Origin of the sequence: Clostridioides sp. ES-S-0049-02 (genome assembly GCF_020658465.1) — a bacterium.
In the GTDB taxonomy this organism is placed as follows: domain Bacteria; phylum Bacillota; class Clostridia; order Peptostreptococcales; family Peptostreptococcaceae; genus Clostridioides.
On record NZ_JACVWG010000003.1, the window covers coordinates 366,399 to 385,391 of the forward strand.

An 18,993-nucleotide genomic window follows, 5' to 3' on the forward strand; every position below is an offset into this window, starting at 1 on the left:
TTAGCTAGTCTATTTTTTATATTATATCTCTAAAGATTCTATAAGAGGATTATCACTAAACAACTTTAACAGATTTGTCTTTTTATATCCTTTGGGTAATTTAGTATAGATAATTACTTCTAGCCAATCTCCATCAATGCGTTTAATATTCATATTTATAATTTCAATTTTAGACTGCTTAAATTTTTCTTCAATATATGAGATTGAATCAGTGCTGTTAGAAATTTTGAGAGAGACCTGCTCTGCTGTAGGGAGTTTCATCCATTTCCTATCTCTATGAAGTAGTATTTGCGTGATAACGATAATAATGCTTGAAACAATACCAAGTAAGTATAATCCACAACCAATTGCAAGCCCTGTACCTGCTGTCGCCCATATACCAGCAGCTGTAGTAAGTCCACTCACTGATTGATTTCTGATAAATATCAATCCAGCCCCTAAAAAACCTATCCCACTGACAACCTGTGCTGCAACACGGGCAGGGTCTAAACCAATACCTGGAGTACCTACTACATCATCAAACCCATATTTAGAAACAATGATTATAAGTGCTGATCCTAGTGCTACTATAAAATGAGTTCGGATTCCAGCTTCTTTTAGCCTATTCTTTCTTTCATATCCAATCAAAGCTCCACATAAACCAGCAATAATGATTCTTGCTATATATTCAAATTGAATAAGTATATGATTATTCATCTATTTAGCACCCCCTTTTATGTAATATTATATATACTATAACACTACATTTTTTATGTGGATATAGTAACATTTGAAAATTATATGATTGTTGCACCTAAATCTAAAATCAGAAAAAGTATTTTATATATATAAAAATACTAGAAGGGATATATAAGATTATATGATTAAAGAGCAAACTTAAATTAATTAAGTTTGCTCTTTATAATGGTAAATATTTTTATTTACAATAATTAGACAAAAAAATGTCTGTATTTTTTATATCTGCAAAACTAGATTGTAAGGATGCCATAAATACTTGATGTACAATTTCAGCATTAATCTCTTTGTCATCCCAAAATAAATTTTTTGTTGTGCAAGCATCGCTTATAAGCGTAATATCGTATCCAAGTTTCTTTGCTGTTCTTACACTTGTATCAATACACATATGACTCATCATTCCACAAATCACTAATTTATCTATGTTTTTTTCTTCAAGACAACTTTGTAAACGTGTTTTAAAAAAACTATCTGGTGTATTTTTAATGATAATTTCTTCATTCTCAAGTGGAAAAACATTTTTATTTATTTTTGCACCATAAGTGTCGGGGAGAAAGAATGATGAAGTTGAACTCATTGATATATGCTGTATATGAATAATTGGTAAGTTATTTTTTCTAAAGAGTGTCAGTATTTTTTTAGCATTTTCAGCAGTTTTTTCTGTATTAAATAATTCACATTTCCCATTTTTAAAATAATCATTTTGAATATCAATTAAAATTAAAGCTATAGACATATTTATACCTCCTTATATATTTTAATTATAATACTGCTAAATGAAATGTAAATTACTTACTTTTTGGTATGTATAGAATTATTTATTATAACAGATTCCTTTATTGTCTAAAAATTCTTGTTGTCCATGTTCAAGCATATATTCTATACCTATTTCTTGCATTATCTCTACAGCTTGTAGCATTTTTTTGCCACGATTGGTAAGAAAATATTCAGTATGTAATGGATATCCAGTTGAACTGATTTTATCAACAATACCAAATTCTCTAAGTTCTTTTAATTGTTGGATTAACATTTTTTGACTTATTCCATCTATACTATGCTCTAAGTTAGAGAATGTTTTATTACATTGTCTCAACTTGAATACAATTATAGTCTTCCATTTCCCTTTAATGATATCATGTACAATTTCAAGAGGGCATGTATATTCATCTCTTATTTTTATAATATATCACCTCCATAAAATGATAATAAATTATATCACTGTTTTTATAATATGACAAATCTATATGAAGTATATATAAAATTTGTGTTTTATTAAGTTCTAAATTTCTTCTAATATAGTTCACACTTAGTACACAAATAGTTAGTAATATATAAGTAAGTAATATATTTGATACAAATTAAATAATTTTAAAATAATTTATGATAATTTAGAGGAGGAAAATATATGAATATATCAAGAAAAGCTATGAGAATAATAGAATTAGCACAAAGGATTGCAACCAAGAGAGGTATCTCAGTAGAAGAAGCCTGGGATGAGGCATTAAAAGAATATAAACAGAAATACCAACATATTGCATAGAAATTTAAAAATATAGTTCAATTTTGTAAAGTAGAAAATATAATATAATCACTGATTGATTTTTCTGAAAAAATTATAAATTTACAAATTTAAATTATTTACAAAAATTTAGAATATTTAGTAGAAGTTAATAACTTTAAATGATACTATAAATTATAAGGTATATCATTATTAACACAAAAGGAGGATGTACACTTGATTGTAAAAATAGATAATACTTTAGAAAAAAAATTCTGGCAATATGTATCACATGAAGAAAGTTTAAACTTATTTATAATTGGATATGTTGAAAACTATGGATTTAGTTCTGATTCTCAAGAAGTATGGTCTCAGACAAAAGAAGGAAGTATAACTTCTATAATATTAAAAAATAAGTCAACACTTATAATCTATAGTTTAGAAAATAATTTTGATGTAGAAGAAATGAAAAGCCATATAAAAGGATTAGATATAGAAAGTATAAGTGGAAAAAAGTGTGTAATAGATAGACTAGTGAGTATATACAAAGATTTTTATGAAAAATTGGATAATAAATTTTGTATATTAAAGAAAATAAAAGAGCTGGATTTTTCTACTATGAATGAATATAGGATAGAAAAGGCATATGAAAGAGACATTGATGAAATAGGAAAACTTTTAAATGAATCAGGATATAAGGTAAGTCCAAATTACATAGAAGCAAGAAAAGAGTACTTAAAAGAAGGTAACGTAAGAGCATATTTCATAAAAGATAATAATACTATGATTAGTACTGTATCAACTGGTATGGAAACTAGTTTTTTAGCAATGATAGTTTCTGTAAGTACAGACAAACAGCATAGAAAAAAAGGGCTTGCTAGTTATATGGTGTACAATTTAAGTAAAGAACTATTGTCAGAAGGGAAAATACCATGTCTTTTTTATAATAATGAAATAGCAGGAAAAATATATCACGATATAGGATATGAAGAGATAAATGAATGGACAATGCTTTTTAAATAATTCTAAAACACAAAACTCCATCAAGAATTAAAGTATTTATAAATAGATTTATTTTTACTATAATTCATGAGGGAGTTTTATTTTAATTAAAATGTTATTTTTTACTGCTTAAATAGTCAAGTGTTTTAAGTTTGTAACCTTCTTTTTCCCAATGTGTAAGTACTTCATCCAATATCTCAGTATTAGTTGAAGAATTTGGATGTAATAAAACTATTGCACCAGGATGTGTTCTAGAGTAAATTTTGTTTTTAGCAAACTCATGAGTAGGTTGTTTCTTTTCATACCAATCTACATAAGCAAAACTCCAAAATATAGATTTATAACCCAAGTCTTGTGTATATTTTAGAGATTGTTCACTAAATTTACCCATTGGTGGTCTAAAATATTTAGGCATTTCTTTTCCAGTAACATCTTTATATGCTTTTTCTACACTTGTAATTTCTTCTTTGAATTTTTCAAAATCTGTAATCCCAGCCATTGATGGATGACTTTTTGAGTGATTACAAACCAAATGACCTTCTTTTTCCATACGTTTTATTAAATCTGGATTACTTTTTATATAACTCTCAACTACGAAAAATTGTGCCTTTGCATTGTGTTTTTTTAGTGTATCTAACAACTTTGGAGTGTTCCCACTTTCATATCCAGCATCAAATGATAAGTATATAACTTTTTCATTAGGGTTTCCTACATAATATGAATCATATTTCTTAAAAAAATTGGCTTCTTTTATAGGTGATGGTTGTTTACCATCCTCTCTAGGATTAAAATACCAATCATATTCATGTGTATCAAGTGTTGGACTAGAAATTTGAGTTTTTGTTTTATCTAGGGATTTAAAGTTCATACTAGCAATTCCAAAAAGTATTAAAGCGAATGCTCCTATCATAATGTATTTTTTCAGGCTATCTTTTTTCACAATGTCACCTCTTATTTAAAATTTCAAGTAAATCTTTCTTATAATATAGTTTGAATATTTATAGTTAAAAATATTCATATATACAAATAATAAATTAAAGAAGTTTCTTTTAAGATATATAAAATAACATTAATTATCTTAAACAAAATACATTATAAATGATAAAATATAAGGAGCAATTATTGTGTAGAAGTGAAATTGGTTTAACTTGAAGGGATAAAAAAATGAATAATATAATAAGTATATTGAATGATGTTGTTTTTTTAGATATAGAAGTTAGTGGAATAGACTATTTAAATTCAGAAATTTTAGAAGTTGGAGCTGTTAAAATTAAAGATTGGAAAGCTGAGACATATCAATCGTTAATAAAAAATAAAGCTGAAGTACCTATAGAAGTATTCTCTCTATGTGATAATCTTAAAAAAATTGATTTAGAAGATGCTTTTAATCTAAAAATGGTAGAAGAGGAGTTAAGAAATTTTGTAGGAGATAGTCTGATTATATGTCATGATTTAAGTTTTAAAATAAAGTTTTTTGAGTACTATATGCCAAAGCTAAAAAATAAATTTATTGATTCAATTGAGTTGGCAATTATTTTAGAGCCATATCATAAGGATTATAGTTTGGTGTATTTAAAAAGTATTTTAACTAGCGATAAATCTGAGACCAAGAATAGAGCTTTATCAGATGCTATTAATACTATAAATATTGTAAATTCTCTTTTAATAAGATTTAATAACCATGAGAAAACTAATTTAGAGCCATTAAGTTTTAAAATAAATTCATATCTAAATAAGTTTAATCTTGGAAAATGGGAATGGAGTAAATTTTTAGAAGAAGCAAACTATGATTTATCTCATGATGTAAGTATTATAAAAGAACATGAGGAGTTTAATCCAAAAGAAGAAAATATAAAAGAAAAAGAAACTTTAAAAATTTTACGTGAGCAAGAAAAGAAATATGAAGAATTATTAAAATATAAGCATATATGGGAGAGTAAAGAGGGATTTACATATGAATATAGACCAGGTCAGTATGAGCTTACTAAGGCAATACGAGAATTGTTTAGAAATAATGAAGATGACGAAAAAATTGCGTGCATAGAGGCGCCAACAGGGATAGGAAAAAGTGTTGGATACTTATTGCCAGCTATATTAGAAGCTAGAATTAATAAAAAAAGATTGCTAATTTCTACTGATACAAAAGAATTGCAGATACAATTGATAAATAAAGATATTCCAAATGTGTTAAATTCTTTAGGGTTAAATGGTAAAGTAAGTTATGGATATATAAAGGGAAAAAACAACTATATATGTATAGATAGATTAGAAGCATATATAGCAGATTATGAGTCTCAAGAACCTACTAAAGAAGAAATATTATCTTTAATATTTTTAGAAAGATTAGTTGAAGGTGGTAAATATGGAGATATAGAAGAAATAAATTATTGGGTGTTGGATAACTTCAAGGAAATAAATACTCACTTAAGAAATATAAGTTGTGACCCAAACATGTGTAAACCTAAAAAATGTAAAAAAGATTGTCTATATAAAAATAGGACAGAAGAGTTAAAAGATGAACATATAACAGTAATAAACCACTCTTTACTGGCTAAATGGCCATATAAAGATGAAAAGCCTTTAGAAAATATAATAGTAGATGAGGCTCACAATTTAACTGAAAAAGGATATGATTTTTTTTCAAGTATCATAAATTCAAAGTCTTTAAGATACTTATTGCAAGAAATTTATCCTTATGAATTTATACAAGATAGTAGTTTTATGTATAAAAAAACTAATACAAACATGAAGAAAATAAAGGCTTTTGATAAATTCTATCATATATTAAAAATTGAAAGAAAAGATAAACAAAAGATTGCTAGGAGTATAAATCTTATTATTGAAGAAATAGATTCAATATTAGCATTTGGCAATTGTAGTGAATATGGTAATGTAAGCAATTATAACCTAAGATGGGAATTAAATTTACAAATAGATGAAATTGCAGGAAAAATAAAAAAAGATGATATAGATACTGAAGTTAGCTATAGATTGTATAGTGAAAAGATAAAACTAAGTTGTGAAAAAATAATAAAAAATTTAGTTTCAATAATAATTGTAATTTATAGGAATATTGATGATGATAGTATAGATAAAGAAACAGATATATATAAGTTTGGAAAAGCAAAGACAAGAGATTTAGAGGATATAAAAATTGTTTTTGAAATTTTCTTAGAGTATGATGAGAATGATGATTATGCAAGAATAGTTGAAATTGAAAAGAATTATAATGATTTTGAATTTAGAGTAGTTCCATTAAAAATAGCAGATTTATTTGAAGAAAATATTTTATCTCAGCTAGAGAAAGGAATATTTTTATCAGCAACCTTAAGTTTATCTCAAAATATGTCTTATTTTAAAACTACATTGGGAATAGATAGGGTTAAGAATATAGAAAAAATTATAGAACCAATTTTTGATTATAAGAATATGGTTTCTGTAGTAGCGTTTTCTGATATTTGTGAGTATAAAAATGCTGAATTTCCAAATGAAATAAGTAAAATTATATCGAATATATCATGCATTACAGAAGGGCATATGTTAGCTCTTTTTAATAGTAAAAATAGACAAGAAAAAACTTATGATATATTAAAAAAATATTTGCATGGTTTAAATTTAGAAATTTATGCTAATAAAAAAGGTGTTAGACATCTTAATGATTTAAATAGAAAGTGTGTAGTACTTGGCTCAAAAGGATGTTTTGAAGGTGTAGACATTCCAGGCGATGGTTTGGTATGTGTAACTTTGGACAAGCTTCCTAATTTAAACCCTAAAGACCCTTTGTATTATACTATAATGAAGAAGTATAATATAGATTATTACAGTATAAATTATCCCCAGATGACTATAAAAGTAAAGCAAGCTATGGGAAGACTTTTAAGAAGTAAATATGATTATGGATGCTTTGTGATTTTTGATGTTGGCACTAATATAAGCACATTAAAAAGACTAGAGCAAGATTTGCATGGTTGTAAAATTTTAAAGATGAATAGTAACGATTTTTATACTTATGCAAAAAAACACTTAAATAAATCTAGAAGCCTAATACTAAAATCTGTTATATTTGATACTATAAAAGCATTACAGGTCAATACTAAAATAGAAAATGATGAAGTTGATAAAAATACTATAAAAAAAGATATCAATGAAAATATAAGGCAAAGAGCTGTAAAAGGAGAAGTATATCATATAGATATTGAAAACAAAGATATGAGAGTAAAGTATTTCGATAAAAATTATCTAATAAATCTAGATATATTTATGAGAGAAACATAAAAACTAATGGTGGGAGTGATATATTTGGCAAAACAAAAGTTTTATGCTGTAAAAAAGGGCAAAAAAATTGGAATATATGAGACATGGGATGAGTGTAAAAAACAAGTAAATGGATTTTCAGGAGCTGAATACAAGAGTTTTACTACATCACAGGAAGCAAAAGAGTATGTTTATGGAGCAACAAAACCAACATTTAAAGAAGATGAAGAATTTATAGAAGCATATGTTGATGGTAGTTATGAGCATTCAATAAAGATGTATGGTTCAGGTGTTGTAATTCTAAAGAAGAATGAAGTTATAAAAACTTATAGTAAAAATGGAAAAGAGCAAACTTTAGTAGGTATGAGAAATGTGGCGGGTGAGATAGAAGCTTCTAAAATTGCAATGCAGTACTGTATTGATAATAATATTCAAAACCTGATTTTATATTTTGACTATGAAGGTATTGAAAAGTGGTGCACTGGAGTTTGGAAAACAAATAAAGAAGGAACTATAGCATATAAAAACTTTTATGATAGTATCAAAACTGAGTTAAATGTCAGATTTATGAAAGTTAAAGCGCATTCTGGAAATAAATATAATGAAGAAGCTGATAAGTTAGCCAAAAAAGCTATTGGTATATAATTAGGAATTAGCATGCTATTAAAAAAACATTGACTTATAACCAAAAAAGCAGGATTGTATTATAATAAGATAAGTTTCTGATTTCAAAATAATTGATATTATTATCAATTAAGTAAAACTCATTTAATATAATGCAATCTGCTTTTTTATATGTCAAAAGTATAAAATTTTATATTATGTCTAATTAGAATTGACCATAAAGACCTTCAAGTTCTTCTTTTAACAATTCAGGGTCATTTATACCAATAGACATAGTTCTAGCTAATATATTTGCCTGGTCATAAGTTGATGTCCAAGAGAATACACCACCTAAACAGTTTCTAAGCACATATTGAGTTTTTAAGAATATAGATAATGAATCATCATATGACATTGCAAATTCTCCATCTTTAACTAAATATGGAACCTGAGCAACTCTATCAAATCTATATTCATATCCATTTTTATTTATATAATCTTTTCTAAGTTCATCATAAGTTCTTGTTATAGTGGCACCTAATCTTCCATAAAATGGAAGGCCAAGAAGGATTTTTTCAGAAGGCATTCCAGCATTTTCAAGGTTTCTAACCATTGTATCAACACTATATCCTGGTAAGGATAAGTCTGAGTCAAAAAGGTTTGCCTGATGTTTTCTGCCATTTGGCCCTGTTTCACCTGCTGTGAAATCATAACTCATAAGATTAAAATAATCTATTATTGGAGCTATTTTATCTATTTCAGCACTTGAGTTTATATATCCCATATCCCCTGTTCCAGCTACACTAAGCCATTTCTCATCTCCTATAACGTCTCTTATAGCTGTTAGTAAAAGTGTGAAATTTTCTCTATCTTGAGGTCTCGATTTTATACCAGCTGCACTACTTCCAGGATATTCCCAGTCGATATCAACTCCATCTAAAGCATATTCATTTATCATTTGATTGACTTGTCTTGCAAAGTTATATCTGGATGTAGGCGTTAAAGCTGCATCGGAGAATCCTTCAGCTCCCCAACCACCAATGGCTAGAATTACTTTTAAGCTAGGCTTTTCAGCTTTAAGCGCAAGCAATTGGTTTAGGAATCTAGGATAAGGAATAAATAAATTACCATATTGGTCTATTTCAGCAAATGCAAAAATAACTGCATCTAATAACTGAGCATCTACATTAGTTGGATTACCAAGAACATATTCCATTACAATAGGATTTATATCTGGACAATTTATATTTTCAACTATTGGATTATATGGGTCATTTATTTGTGGTCTAACTAACTTCTTTGAGTCTTTTAATGTTTTCATAGCTATTTTTTTAGAATTTTTTTCACTTGTATAATCATAGTTTTTATAATTTTGTTTATAGAAATCCTCATAGCTATTATCTTCTTTATCGCATTTATCATAGCTATTATCCTCTTTACTACATTTATCGTATTTGTATTTTATTTCATCACAGGATTTATCTTTAAGTTTATCCTGTTTGGAGTTATGAATTTTGTTAGTATTTTTAGTATGTTTTTGTTCACAATCACAACTATCTTTAACATCCTTATTGTATTCTTGTTTATGGTCATGAGATTTGTTTATACACTTAATATTTTCTTGTTCGTAATCATTTTCAATATTTTTAGTATGTTCTTTTTTACAACTGTAAGTATCATCAATATTTTTAGTATATTCTTCATCTGTGTAATTATCTGGCACAAAACATAAGTACCAATCCATACATGAATACTTTTTATTACAACTATTTACTCTATTTTTTAACTCTTTATAGTTTTTAGGATATGGCAAGATAACAGGCATTCCAGGGAACCAGTTTGCAGGAGTAACTACATTATCTCTATCACTAGTTTGAAGAGCATCTACTATTCTAAGTATTTCTGGTATATTTCTTCCTGTAGTCAATGGATAATAAAGAATAGTTCTTAATATTTGATTATTATCTATAATAAATACAGAACGGATAGTAGATGTATCACTCATTGGTTTTGATATCATGCCATATAATTTGGCAATTCTCATATCTCTATCTTCTATGATAGGGAATGGGATTTCTACACCTGTAAGTAAAAACATATTGTACATCCAAGCTAAATGAGAGCTATTGCTATCAACACTTAGGCCGATTAATTCTGTATTTCTTTTCTTAAATTCATCATAATATTTAGCAAAGCATAAAAATTCAGTAGTACAAACTGGTGTAAAATCACCAGGATGTGAAAATAAAACAACCCAATTACCTTTGTAATCAGACAGTCTAATAGGGCCATCTGTTGTATTGGCTTTAAAATCAGGAGCCTTGGATCCTAAACTTGGCAAATTTGGCATGTAAATCACCCCTCAATAAATTATCATTTATTTCATTCTATTAATTAGCACAGATTAGTGTTACTATTTTATTAAAATGAAGGAATACTAATGTCAAAAAAAGATATTTATTAAAAATATTTAATATTTTCGTAATATAAATGACAATAATAATTGCTATTTTTTTACTAATTTGGTATAGTAATGGATAAGGGGTAGTGTCAATATTAGTGATTATACGAGGTGATTGGATTGAAAAAAATTCTAAGAATTTTAGTTATCTCCATGATGATATGTTTTGCAATGACTTTTGCATTAGTATTAATAAATTCAGTTATGGGAGTACATGTAGGATTGGATTATTACTTTTTAATGGCGAGTGTGCTTACAGTATGCTTGACTACAGGAGTTGTTTTATGCAATGCTAGAAAAATATTTGCTAACAAAACTATACATACAACAAGAATGAAAAATGTCAGTGCTAATAAAAAACAAAAAAGTCATTCTAGGGATATAAAGAGAAAGATATCATAATTTATGTAAAGGAAATATTTATGTATAAAATAATGATTGGTAGGTAAAATAAAAACACGATTTAACTTGTGTTTTTATTTTTTTTCAGGAATTATGATATAATAACCAATAAGAAATTTAGTTTATCATAAATATAAATATTGCTAAATAGAGAGGGAACTATAATGAATTTTAGAGATTTATTTGAAAAAACTGTAGATTTTATTGATGAAAAAAGAAAATCTATAGTAGCAGTTTCATTATCAGCATTAGGCATACTTGTTTTAATCATAGTATTTTTCTTAAGTAGTAATGAATTTAGTGTAGGAAATGAAGCAAATGAGTTGTTAAAAATTGTAGAGAAAAGACAATACTCTATTGCTGTGGATTACTATGCAAGTGTAGATAAAAAGTTTTCTGATTCAAAAATGGAAAGGTTTAATAAATCCATTTCTAAAAAAATAAATAAATTATTATTAAATAGTGGTGACAAATATTTAGATGGAGATATAAGTCAAGAAAGTTTTATTGGATTAATAAATACAGTAAAATCATTAGATAAAATAAATATAAATGTAGATGATTTAATAACTCAAGCTAATAGAGTTGGAGAAATGTATAAAGAAGAAAATATTACTTACAATGTGGCAATTTCTTACATAAATACTATTTCAATTTTAAATGGTATAGGTGGCAACTTAGATGTATACAAGCAAAATGTAGAAACAATTAAAGAATCCAGAGATGTTTATGACTCTGCAGTAAAAGACCAAAAAGTATATAAATATTATGATGCTATTGAAAAATATAATAAAGTATTAAAAGAAGACGAAAAATATTACAACCTAGCTCAAAACGCTAAAAAACAATGTGTTGAAGAAATGTATGATTACTATATAAGTAAAGCAGAAGAAGCAAACACTTCTGGTGATTATGAGAAAGCATTACAGTATATAGACTATCTAAAAGAAGACTATTCAGACGATGAAAAGGTACAAAGTTTAGAGAAGAAATATAAAAAGAATTTATCATTGTATACTTTAACATCTGATGACATTATAAATATAATCTCTAAAAAAAGTGGGAAAGAAAAGGCAAATCTATCTATAAACTCACTTCCACAAATGGTAAAAAACGATAAATACTATTATGCTGAGGTATATGAGTATGATAAATTAATAAATGAAGTTTTAATAAGTGCAAAAACTAAAGATTTATATTCATATAAAGATGGTAAAAAAGATTATAAGGTGGACTATGGAGAAGGATATTTTAGAATATTAGAAGATGGAAGCTATCAATTTGGTATTACTAAAGATAAAGCTAAATTTGTGTTGACTAGTACTCTTGATGAAAAAGAAAATAAATACAAAAAGGTTGATATATTGGATATAGAAAAAGCTGATAAATATGTAAAAAGTAAAAAAAGTTTAGAAGAATTATTTGGAAAACAAAAAAATATTTATTATTATGCTGTAGTAAACAAAGGTTTATTTAGAGGAAAAGAAGTTTATGCTATCAACATATACAATGAAAAAATATATTCTATATCAGAAAAAGGATTGAGTGAATATTAGTTATTTATATTGATAATGTTAAATTATTATATAATTAAAAAGTTTTTGGGTTTTTAAGGCACATTATGTAGTAATATAATAGTAGGTGTATATAAATAATTTTATTGTAAGGAGAAGTAAGGGATGATTAATGTGAACAAAAAGCTAGTTATAGCTATTGGAGCTGTAGCATTATTATTAGTAATATTTGTAGGTATAATGTGTATGCAGTTTAAAGGGGAGAAAATAGCAAAAAACACATATGTTAATAGCATAAGTGTTGGAGGATTAACTAAATCTCAGGCTAAGCAGGAATTAGCTAAAAAATACAATTTAGATAATGTTGAATTTAATTACAACGATAGAAGTTGGAAAGTTAAAAGTCAAGACCTAAATTTATCTGCTGATTTGGATAAAACTGTAGAAAATGCATATAATTTAAATAGAAAGAATGGTTTCTTTAGCAACCTATCAAAAACTATTTCAGCAAATTTTGGTAAAAAGAGTAATTTAGTAGTAGTAACAAATTATGATAAAAATAAGTTAAAAACAGAAATGGAAAAAATAGCTAAAGAAATAGATGTAGAGGTAAAAGATGCAACAATTGATATAAGTAGTGATAAGGTAAAGGTTGTACCAGATTCTGATGGCCTTAAAATGGATATTTCTAAGAGTATGAATAGTTTTGACAGTCAGATTAAAAAAGGAAAGTATACAAATAAGTTAGTGGTAAAAGCTACTTCAGCAAAAATAAAAAAAGAGCAACTTGCTAATATAGACACAAATTTAGGTAAATATGCAACAACATTTAAAACTTCTCAGGTAAATAGAAGTATAAATATAAAATTAGCAACAGATAGTATAAGTAATATTTTACTTATGCCAGGAGAAACTTTTTCGTTTAATGAACATACAGGAAAAAGAAGCAAAGCGAATGGCTACAAAAGTGCTCCTGTTATAGTAGAGGGAGAAATGGAAGAGGATTATGGTGGAGGAGTTTGTCAAGTTTCATCAACTCTATATAATTCTGTTTTATATGCAGGCTTAGAAATTACTAATGTAAAAAATCATACTATACCATCAAGTTATGTTCCAAAAGGAAGGGATGCCACTGTTGCAGACAGCGGAATAGATTTCTTATTTAAAAACAATCTTAAGCATCCAATTTACATAAAAAATTATGTTTCAGGAAATCAAATTGTTTGCAATATATATGGAAGTGCAGAGGATAAACAAAATATAACAATATCAACAAAATTAGATGGAGTTTCACAAACTACAATGAAGAGGGTCAATGATTCTTCAATGCCTAAAGGAAAAGAAAAAGTAGATAAGAGTGGAAGAAATGCATACTCTGTATCAACATATAGAACATTTAATGATGCAAATGGCAAGAAAATTAAAACTGAAAAAATAGCTAATTCATATTATCCTAAGAAGGAAGGTATTATATTAGTTGGAACTATGGAACCAAAACCAGAAGAAAAGCCAAAGACAGATGAAAATAAAGATAATCAAAATACAAATAATCAAAATACAGATAATAAACCAAAACCAGAAACACCACCAACTGATAATAAACCTAGTGAGACACAACCACAACCACAAGCTTAAAGTTCTCAAGAATAGGATTTATGTAGAGTATTAAAAAATATAAATCTAAATAGGAGGGATTACTTTGAATTTAAATAATATAACTAATTACGTTCAAAGTATTTGCGAGAATATTTCTAATGTGTTAGATGTAGATGTTACTTTAGTTACAAAAGATTTGACTAGGATAGCAGGAACAGGAATATTCAGAGGTAAAATAGGAGAAACAATATCAGAGAAATCTGTGTATTCTCTTGTTTTAAAAGATGGAAAATCCTATGTTATAAATAAGGAAATAGAAGAGAACTGTAATAAGTGTGCAAATAGAGAAAACTGTAAAGAGTTAGCAGATATATGTACTCCTGTTAAAATGGGAGAACATATACTTGGAATATTGGGTATAGCTGCATTTAATGAAGAGCAAAAAGAAAAGATACTTTCAAAAGATAAGGAATTAACTGCTTTTGTAAGGAGTATGTCTGATTTAATATCTTTTAAATTGGATGAACTATACAAACAAGAGGTTAAGACTATGGATGACCTTGAAAGAGAAGCTATAGAAAATGCTATCAAAAAATATGGCAGTAATACAGAAGGAATGAAAAAAGTAGCAGAAGCATTGAATATAGGTATAGCTACTCTTTATAGAAAAGTAAAAAAATTCAACATTAAAAGTTAGTAATATTGTAAAAAAGGTAACCTTTTCATAAAAAGAATTGGATTACCTTTTTTATTGTGAGAATAATGGCAAAAAATGTATAGTTTTGACTTGACATATTAAATATGTTATCTTAAATATATATTTTGAAGTGGAGGTGATTATTATTTTAGTAAAAGATATAAAACAAGATATAGAAAACATGCCTAGAAAAATTTTAGATATATCTTTGATAGAAGAAAATAAAAGCGATTTAACTTTTTTTAACATAGAAGAAGAAGATGGTGATGAGACACTAAAAGCATTAAAACAAAGCTATGTGACTACTAATTATAAAGAAGAGACTCTTTTAAATTTACAAGGAGCTTTGAAGTCAAAGTCAGACACAACATCAAAGGAGTTGAAATTAGAATCATATAAGAGGTACAATAATGCATTGGACTTAGCGTATAAAGACTATATAACTAGTGCTGTTAATATGGTAAATAAAGCTTTAGAAATAAATCCTAAAGATATTGATATATTAAATCTTAGAGGGCTTCTAAAGTTATTAAAATGCGATTTTGCTAAATCATTTGAAAGTTTTTATACTGCTCTATGTTATGAAAATAATCATATATCAAGAAAATATGTTAATTTAATTTCATCTGAAGATTTCAAAACATTTTTAGGCAGATACAATCATTCTATAAGGTTTATAAATGAAGAAATGAATTATGAGTCAATACATATTTTGGAGAATATAGTAGAGGAAGAACCACAACTAATAGAACCATATGTAATCTTATCTTTATTGTATGATAAACTAGGTAATGTAAAAAAGAGAGAAGGATATTTGGATAGACTCAAAGAGATAGATAAAGATAATCCAGTATTTGAAAAAGAAGAAGAGAAACCAGAAGATACAAGTAAAAAAGAAGAGGAAAAACGAGTTAAAAAGAAGAAGAAGAATAGCTTACCATATATTATATTTGCTTGTATTGTAATTGCAATGGGTGTATATTTTATTCAAAGTAAAAAGAGAATAGAAACCTTGAATAATCAGATAAGTAAGAAAGATGAGAAGTTAACTGAAACTGATAAAAAACTGGGTGAAACAAATAAAGAATTAGAAAAAACAAATAAAGAGTTAGATGAAGCTAAAAATAAAGAACCAGAAAAAGAAATCACTGTAGCTAATGAGGAAGACTTATACTATAAGGCTTTAGATTTAAAGAAAAATAAAGAGTATGAAAAAGCGATAGATAGTTTCAAAAGTATAGTTTCCTCAGGAAAAACTAAAAAATACATTTCTGAATCAATATATCAATTAGCAATAACAAATAAAGCATTGAAAAATAAGGATGAAGCTATAAAGTATTATAAGAAGTATATAAATACGTATACTAAAAATGACCAGTACTATGATGATTCCTACTATGAGTTAGGCATGCTATATTATGATAATGGAGATTTAGAAAATGCAAAAAAAACTTTTTATAGTTTAAGAAGTGAAGTTCCAGATAGTATGTATAACAATTCAAAAATAAAAGAAATTTTAAGCAAAAAATAGATTTATATAATTAAGTTTTTTGAAACAACCAAGTATGTATTTTATTAAATTAAAATAAAAATAAATTTAAAGAGAGATTGTATTAAATCATAACTTTCTATTTGAAGAAAGATATTTGCTTGTTTATAAGACTACAAATATATGGTTTGAAACAATCTCTTTAGTTTTTGGAGGTGGAAAATGAAAGTTTTCAATCAATTAGTAATAATTTTATGTATATGGGTAATAGGAGAGTATATAAGCTCATTTATACAAAGTGTTATACTTATTCCTGGGAGTATAGTTGGCATGCTATTATTATTCATATTGCTACAATTTAAAGTGTTGGATTTAAGCAGTATAGAAAATATAAGTGGATTTTTCCTTGATAATATGGCTGTATTTTTTATACCAGCGGGAGTGTCTCTTATAAAATCACTAGACCTAATAAAAGAAAATGTATTAGTACTTTTACTAGTTATATGTCTAAGTACATTAGTAGTAATGTACACCACTGGAATTATAGTGGAAAAAATGATAAAAAAGAAGGAAGAAGGACAAAAGAATGTATAATGTATTACAAACACCAGTATTTGGTATAATAGTAACAATCGTGTTTTTTAATTTAGGGAGATACATTCAGCGAAAAACAAATAATCCTATATGTAACCCTATGTTAATTGCTATTGTAGGAATCATATTATTTCTAAGCATAACAAAAATTCCTTATGAAAATTACAAGATAGGAGCAGATAGCATAAATTTCTTTTTAGGACCTGTTACAGTAGTGCTTGCAGTTCCACTTTATAAACAGTTTGAATTATTTAAAAAGCATATGCTTGAGATTGTTATAGGAATAGGTTGTGGTATAATAATTTCTTTTGCATCTGTATTAATAATTGGTAAAATAGCTAATTCAGATGTAAGTATAATAAACTCTCTTATTCCAAAATCTATAACAACACCAATGGGAATATCTTTAGCAAATTCTTTAAATGGTGTAGAGTCAATAACAGTAGTAGCTATAATTTTTACAGGTATTTTTGGTGGGATGGTTGCTTCTACTGTATTTAAACTTGGAAATATAAATCATCCAGTTGCTAAAGGAATTGCACTTGGGACATCAGCACATGCTCTGGGAACAACTAAAGCTTTTGAACTTGGAGAAGTAGAAGGAGCAATGAGTGGAGTTTCTATTGGGGTTTCTGGTACGATTACAGTAATATTAATCCCAATTATAATGAATTTTATGTAAAAATATAAAGTAACAATAGGCGTCTTTGAATACTTAAAACAAAATAAAATAAAAAAATTTTAAAGTAAAAACTGAATGGAAAAATTGCAAATAATGAAATAAAAAAATCATGTACTGAAATTATAAAAATAAAAATTTCATTTAAAACTTAATTATGAATAAAGAATTATATGGTTAAGTTTACTAAAATACTATAAAAATAAATATTTAAGAAAAAATACTATAAATTTACTATATTGCAAGTTGCATAATATATAGTATCATATTGTGCTAGAAGAATTTTAATTTGGAGCATAAATGAGAGAATTTAAGTACTTTGAAATTTTGGAATATAAAAAAATGCACTAGACATATATATAAAAGATACTATAATAGATGATGTAATAGATGACAGTTCAAGAAACTCTATGAAAAAATTTGCTTGAAATATTATCTATTACATCAGTAATAATATATATAAAAGTAAGTTTTTAAAATTCTAAAGATTTATAAGAATTGAAGGGAGAAAGAAATGAGTGAAGTTAAGAATACCCTACAAAAACATCCAGCTTTAAGATATTCAACAATGCTACTGGGGATGTTGATGACATCTATAGGAATAAATGGGTTCTTAAGACCAGCACATCTATTAAGTGGAGGTGCTACAGGTATAGCAACATCTATAAACTATTTGACAAATATCAATGTGGGTCTATTAACATTTTTAATCAATATTCCAATATTTATTTTAGGTTTTATATACCTAGAAAAAGAATTTTGTATTTCAAGTTTATTAAATATGATTGTATTTTCATTATTATTAGGTGCAACTCAGGAAGTAAGTAATATCATACCTATCAATGATATATTGCTTCAAAGTGTGTATGGAGGTATATTATCTGGTTTAGGAGTTGGTATTGTATTTAGAACTAGGTCTTCTCAAGGTGGTACAGACATTATAGCTGCAATACTAAAAATCAAGAAAAATATAGAAATGAAAGATACTGCTTTAGCAATAAATGGTTTGATAGTACTTACAGGAAGCTTTTTATTTGGTTTAGATTTAGCATTATATACTCTCATAGGATTATTTCTAAATGCATATTCAATGACTTTTATTAAAGATGCAATGAATTATCAAAAATCTGTTATGGTAATGTCAACTGAAGTCGATTTGATAGCAGAAGACATAATGAGAAGTTTAGTTAGAGGTGTAACTTTCTTGGATGCAGAGGGTGCATACACTCATCAAAAAAAGAAGATTATATATACAATAGTTGCATCAAGTGAGATACCAAAGATAAAGGATATAGCTTTAAAATATGATAAAAAAGCATTTATATCTGTAAATGATGTTACAGAGGTAAAAGGAAGAGGATTTAAAGCAAAAGACTTATAAACTATAAAAATATAAGCTGAGGGTTTGTAATATGTAAATTTATATATTATAGTCCTCAGCTTCTTTTATTTAAAAATATAATAAATAT

The 18,993-nt window shown here is 26.6% G+C and carries 17 protein-coding genes; 12 read left to right on the forward strand and 5 right to left on the reverse strand.

From position 1 onward, the window contains the following. Positions 1-21: 21 nt before the first annotated feature. From IC213_RS10475 to IC213_RS10485, 3 genes are all read right to left on the reverse strand, one after another. Positions 22-696, reverse strand: coding sequence for an MgtC/SapB family protein (locus IC213_RS10475; RefSeq protein WP_227432770.1), 675 nt, complete (start codon positions 694-696; stop codon positions 22-24). A gap of 220 nt (positions 697-916) precedes the next feature. Continuing rightward, a complete protein-coding gene (locus IC213_RS10480; RefSeq protein ID WP_227432771.1) occupies positions 917-1,471 on the reverse strand; it encodes a cysteine hydrolase family protein in 555 nt (184 codons plus the stop codon). Between the two features lie 78 nt (positions 1,472-1,549). Beyond that, positions 1,550-1,828, reverse strand: coding sequence for a winged helix-turn-helix transcriptional regulator (locus IC213_RS10485; RefSeq protein WP_413926667.1), 279 nt, complete (start codon positions 1,826-1,828; stop codon positions 1,550-1,552). Positions 1,829-2,140: 312 nt separating this feature from the next. On the opposite strand from IC213_RS10485, the gene IC213_RS21015 reads away from it, so the two are divergent. Both IC213_RS21015 and IC213_RS10490 read left to right on the forward strand, forming a co-directional pair. Continuing rightward, the gene (locus IC213_RS21015; RefSeq protein WP_255287760.1) at positions 2,141-2,275 is read left to right on the forward strand and encodes a hypothetical protein; all 135 of its coding nucleotides are present in this window, start codon (positions 2,141-2,143) and stop codon (positions 2,273-2,275) included. A gap of 195 nt (positions 2,276-2,470) precedes the next feature. Further along, positions 2,471-3,256: a GNAT family N-acetyltransferase gene (locus IC213_RS10490; protein WP_227836039.1), complete on the forward strand. Its 786-nt coding sequence runs from the start codon at positions 2,471-2,473 to the stop codon at positions 3,254-3,256. A 94-nt stretch (positions 3,257-3,350) separates the two neighbouring features. Here IC213_RS10490 and pdaA read toward each other — a convergent pair whose 3' ends face one another. Next, positions 3,351-4,175: a delta-lactam-biosynthetic de-N-acetylase gene (gene pdaA, locus IC213_RS10495; protein WP_227432773.1), complete on the reverse strand. Its 825-nt coding sequence runs from the start codon at positions 4,173-4,175 to the stop codon at positions 3,351-3,353. A gap of 224 nt (positions 4,176-4,399) precedes the next feature. Here pdaA and IC213_RS10500 point away from each other — a divergent pair, with 224 nt between their 5' ends. Together IC213_RS10500 and IC213_RS10505 are read left to right on the forward strand one after the other, a co-directional pair. Beyond that, on the forward strand, positions 4,400-7,510 hold the full coding sequence (locus IC213_RS10500) for a helicase C-terminal domain-containing protein (protein ID WP_227863061.1): 3,111 nt from the start codon (positions 4,400-4,402) through the stop codon (positions 7,508-7,510). Positions 7,511-7,534: 24 nt separating this feature from the next. Next, positions 7,535-8,134 carry a viroplasmin family protein gene (locus IC213_RS10505; protein WP_227432776.1) on the forward strand — a complete coding sequence of 200 codons (600 nt, stop codon included), beginning with the start codon at positions 7,535-7,537 and terminating at the stop codon, positions 8,132-8,134. Positions 8,135-8,318: 184 nt separating this feature from the next. Here the strand turns inward: IC213_RS10505 and IC213_RS10510 are convergent, their stop codons facing one another. After that, positions 8,319-10,442, reverse strand: coding sequence for a peroxiredoxin (locus tag IC213_RS10510; protein ID WP_227863062.1), 2,124 nt, complete (start codon positions 10,440-10,442; stop codon positions 8,319-8,321). Positions 10,443-10,706: 264 nt separating this feature from the next. Between IC213_RS10510 and IC213_RS10515 the strand changes: the two genes are divergently transcribed. From IC213_RS10515 to IC213_RS10550, 8 genes are all read left to right on the forward strand, one after another. Beyond that, positions 10,707-10,955: a hypothetical protein gene (locus tag IC213_RS10515; protein ID WP_255612780.1), complete on the forward strand. Its 249-nt coding sequence runs from the start codon at positions 10,707-10,709 to the stop codon at positions 10,953-10,955. Positions 10,956-11,119: 164 nt separating this feature from the next. Next, positions 11,120-12,511 carry a UbiD family decarboxylase gene (locus IC213_RS10520; RefSeq protein WP_227834607.1) on the forward strand — a complete coding sequence of 464 codons (1,392 nt, stop codon included), beginning with the start codon at positions 11,120-11,122 and terminating at the stop codon, positions 12,509-12,511. A gap of 123 nt (positions 12,512-12,634) precedes the next feature. Beyond that, on the forward strand, positions 12,635-14,104 hold the full coding sequence (locus tag IC213_RS10525; RefSeq protein ID WP_227432783.1) for a VanW family protein: 1,470 nt from the start codon (positions 12,635-12,637) through the stop codon (positions 14,102-14,104). Positions 14,105-14,168: 64 nt separating this feature from the next. Further along, entirely contained in the window at positions 14,169-14,762 is a 594-nt protein-coding gene (locus IC213_RS10530; protein WP_227432784.1) for a GAF domain-containing protein, read from the forward strand. Positions 14,763-14,892: 130 nt separating this feature from the next. Further along, positions 14,893-16,293, forward strand: a complete 1,401-nt coding sequence (locus IC213_RS10535) for a tetratricopeptide repeat protein (protein WP_227855086.1) — start codon at positions 14,893-14,895, stop codon at positions 16,291-16,293. Positions 16,294-16,473: 180 nt separating this feature from the next. Beyond that, on the forward strand, positions 16,474-16,845 hold the full coding sequence (locus IC213_RS10540) for a CidA/LrgA family protein (RefSeq protein WP_227831170.1): 372 nt from the start codon (positions 16,474-16,476) through the stop codon (positions 16,843-16,845). Beyond that, the gene (locus IC213_RS10545; RefSeq protein ID WP_227432787.1) at positions 16,838-17,527 is read left to right on the forward strand and encodes an LrgB family protein; all 690 of its coding nucleotides are present in this window, start codon (positions 16,838-16,840) and stop codon (positions 17,525-17,527) included. Before IC213_RS10540 ends, IC213_RS10545 begins: the two co-directional genes overlap by 8 nt. Before the next feature lie 511 nt (positions 17,528-18,038). After that, entirely contained in the window at positions 18,039-18,905 is an 867-nt protein-coding gene (locus IC213_RS10550; protein WP_227432788.1) for a YitT family protein, read from the forward strand. The last annotated feature ends 88 nt before the right edge of the window (positions 18,906-18,993 follow it).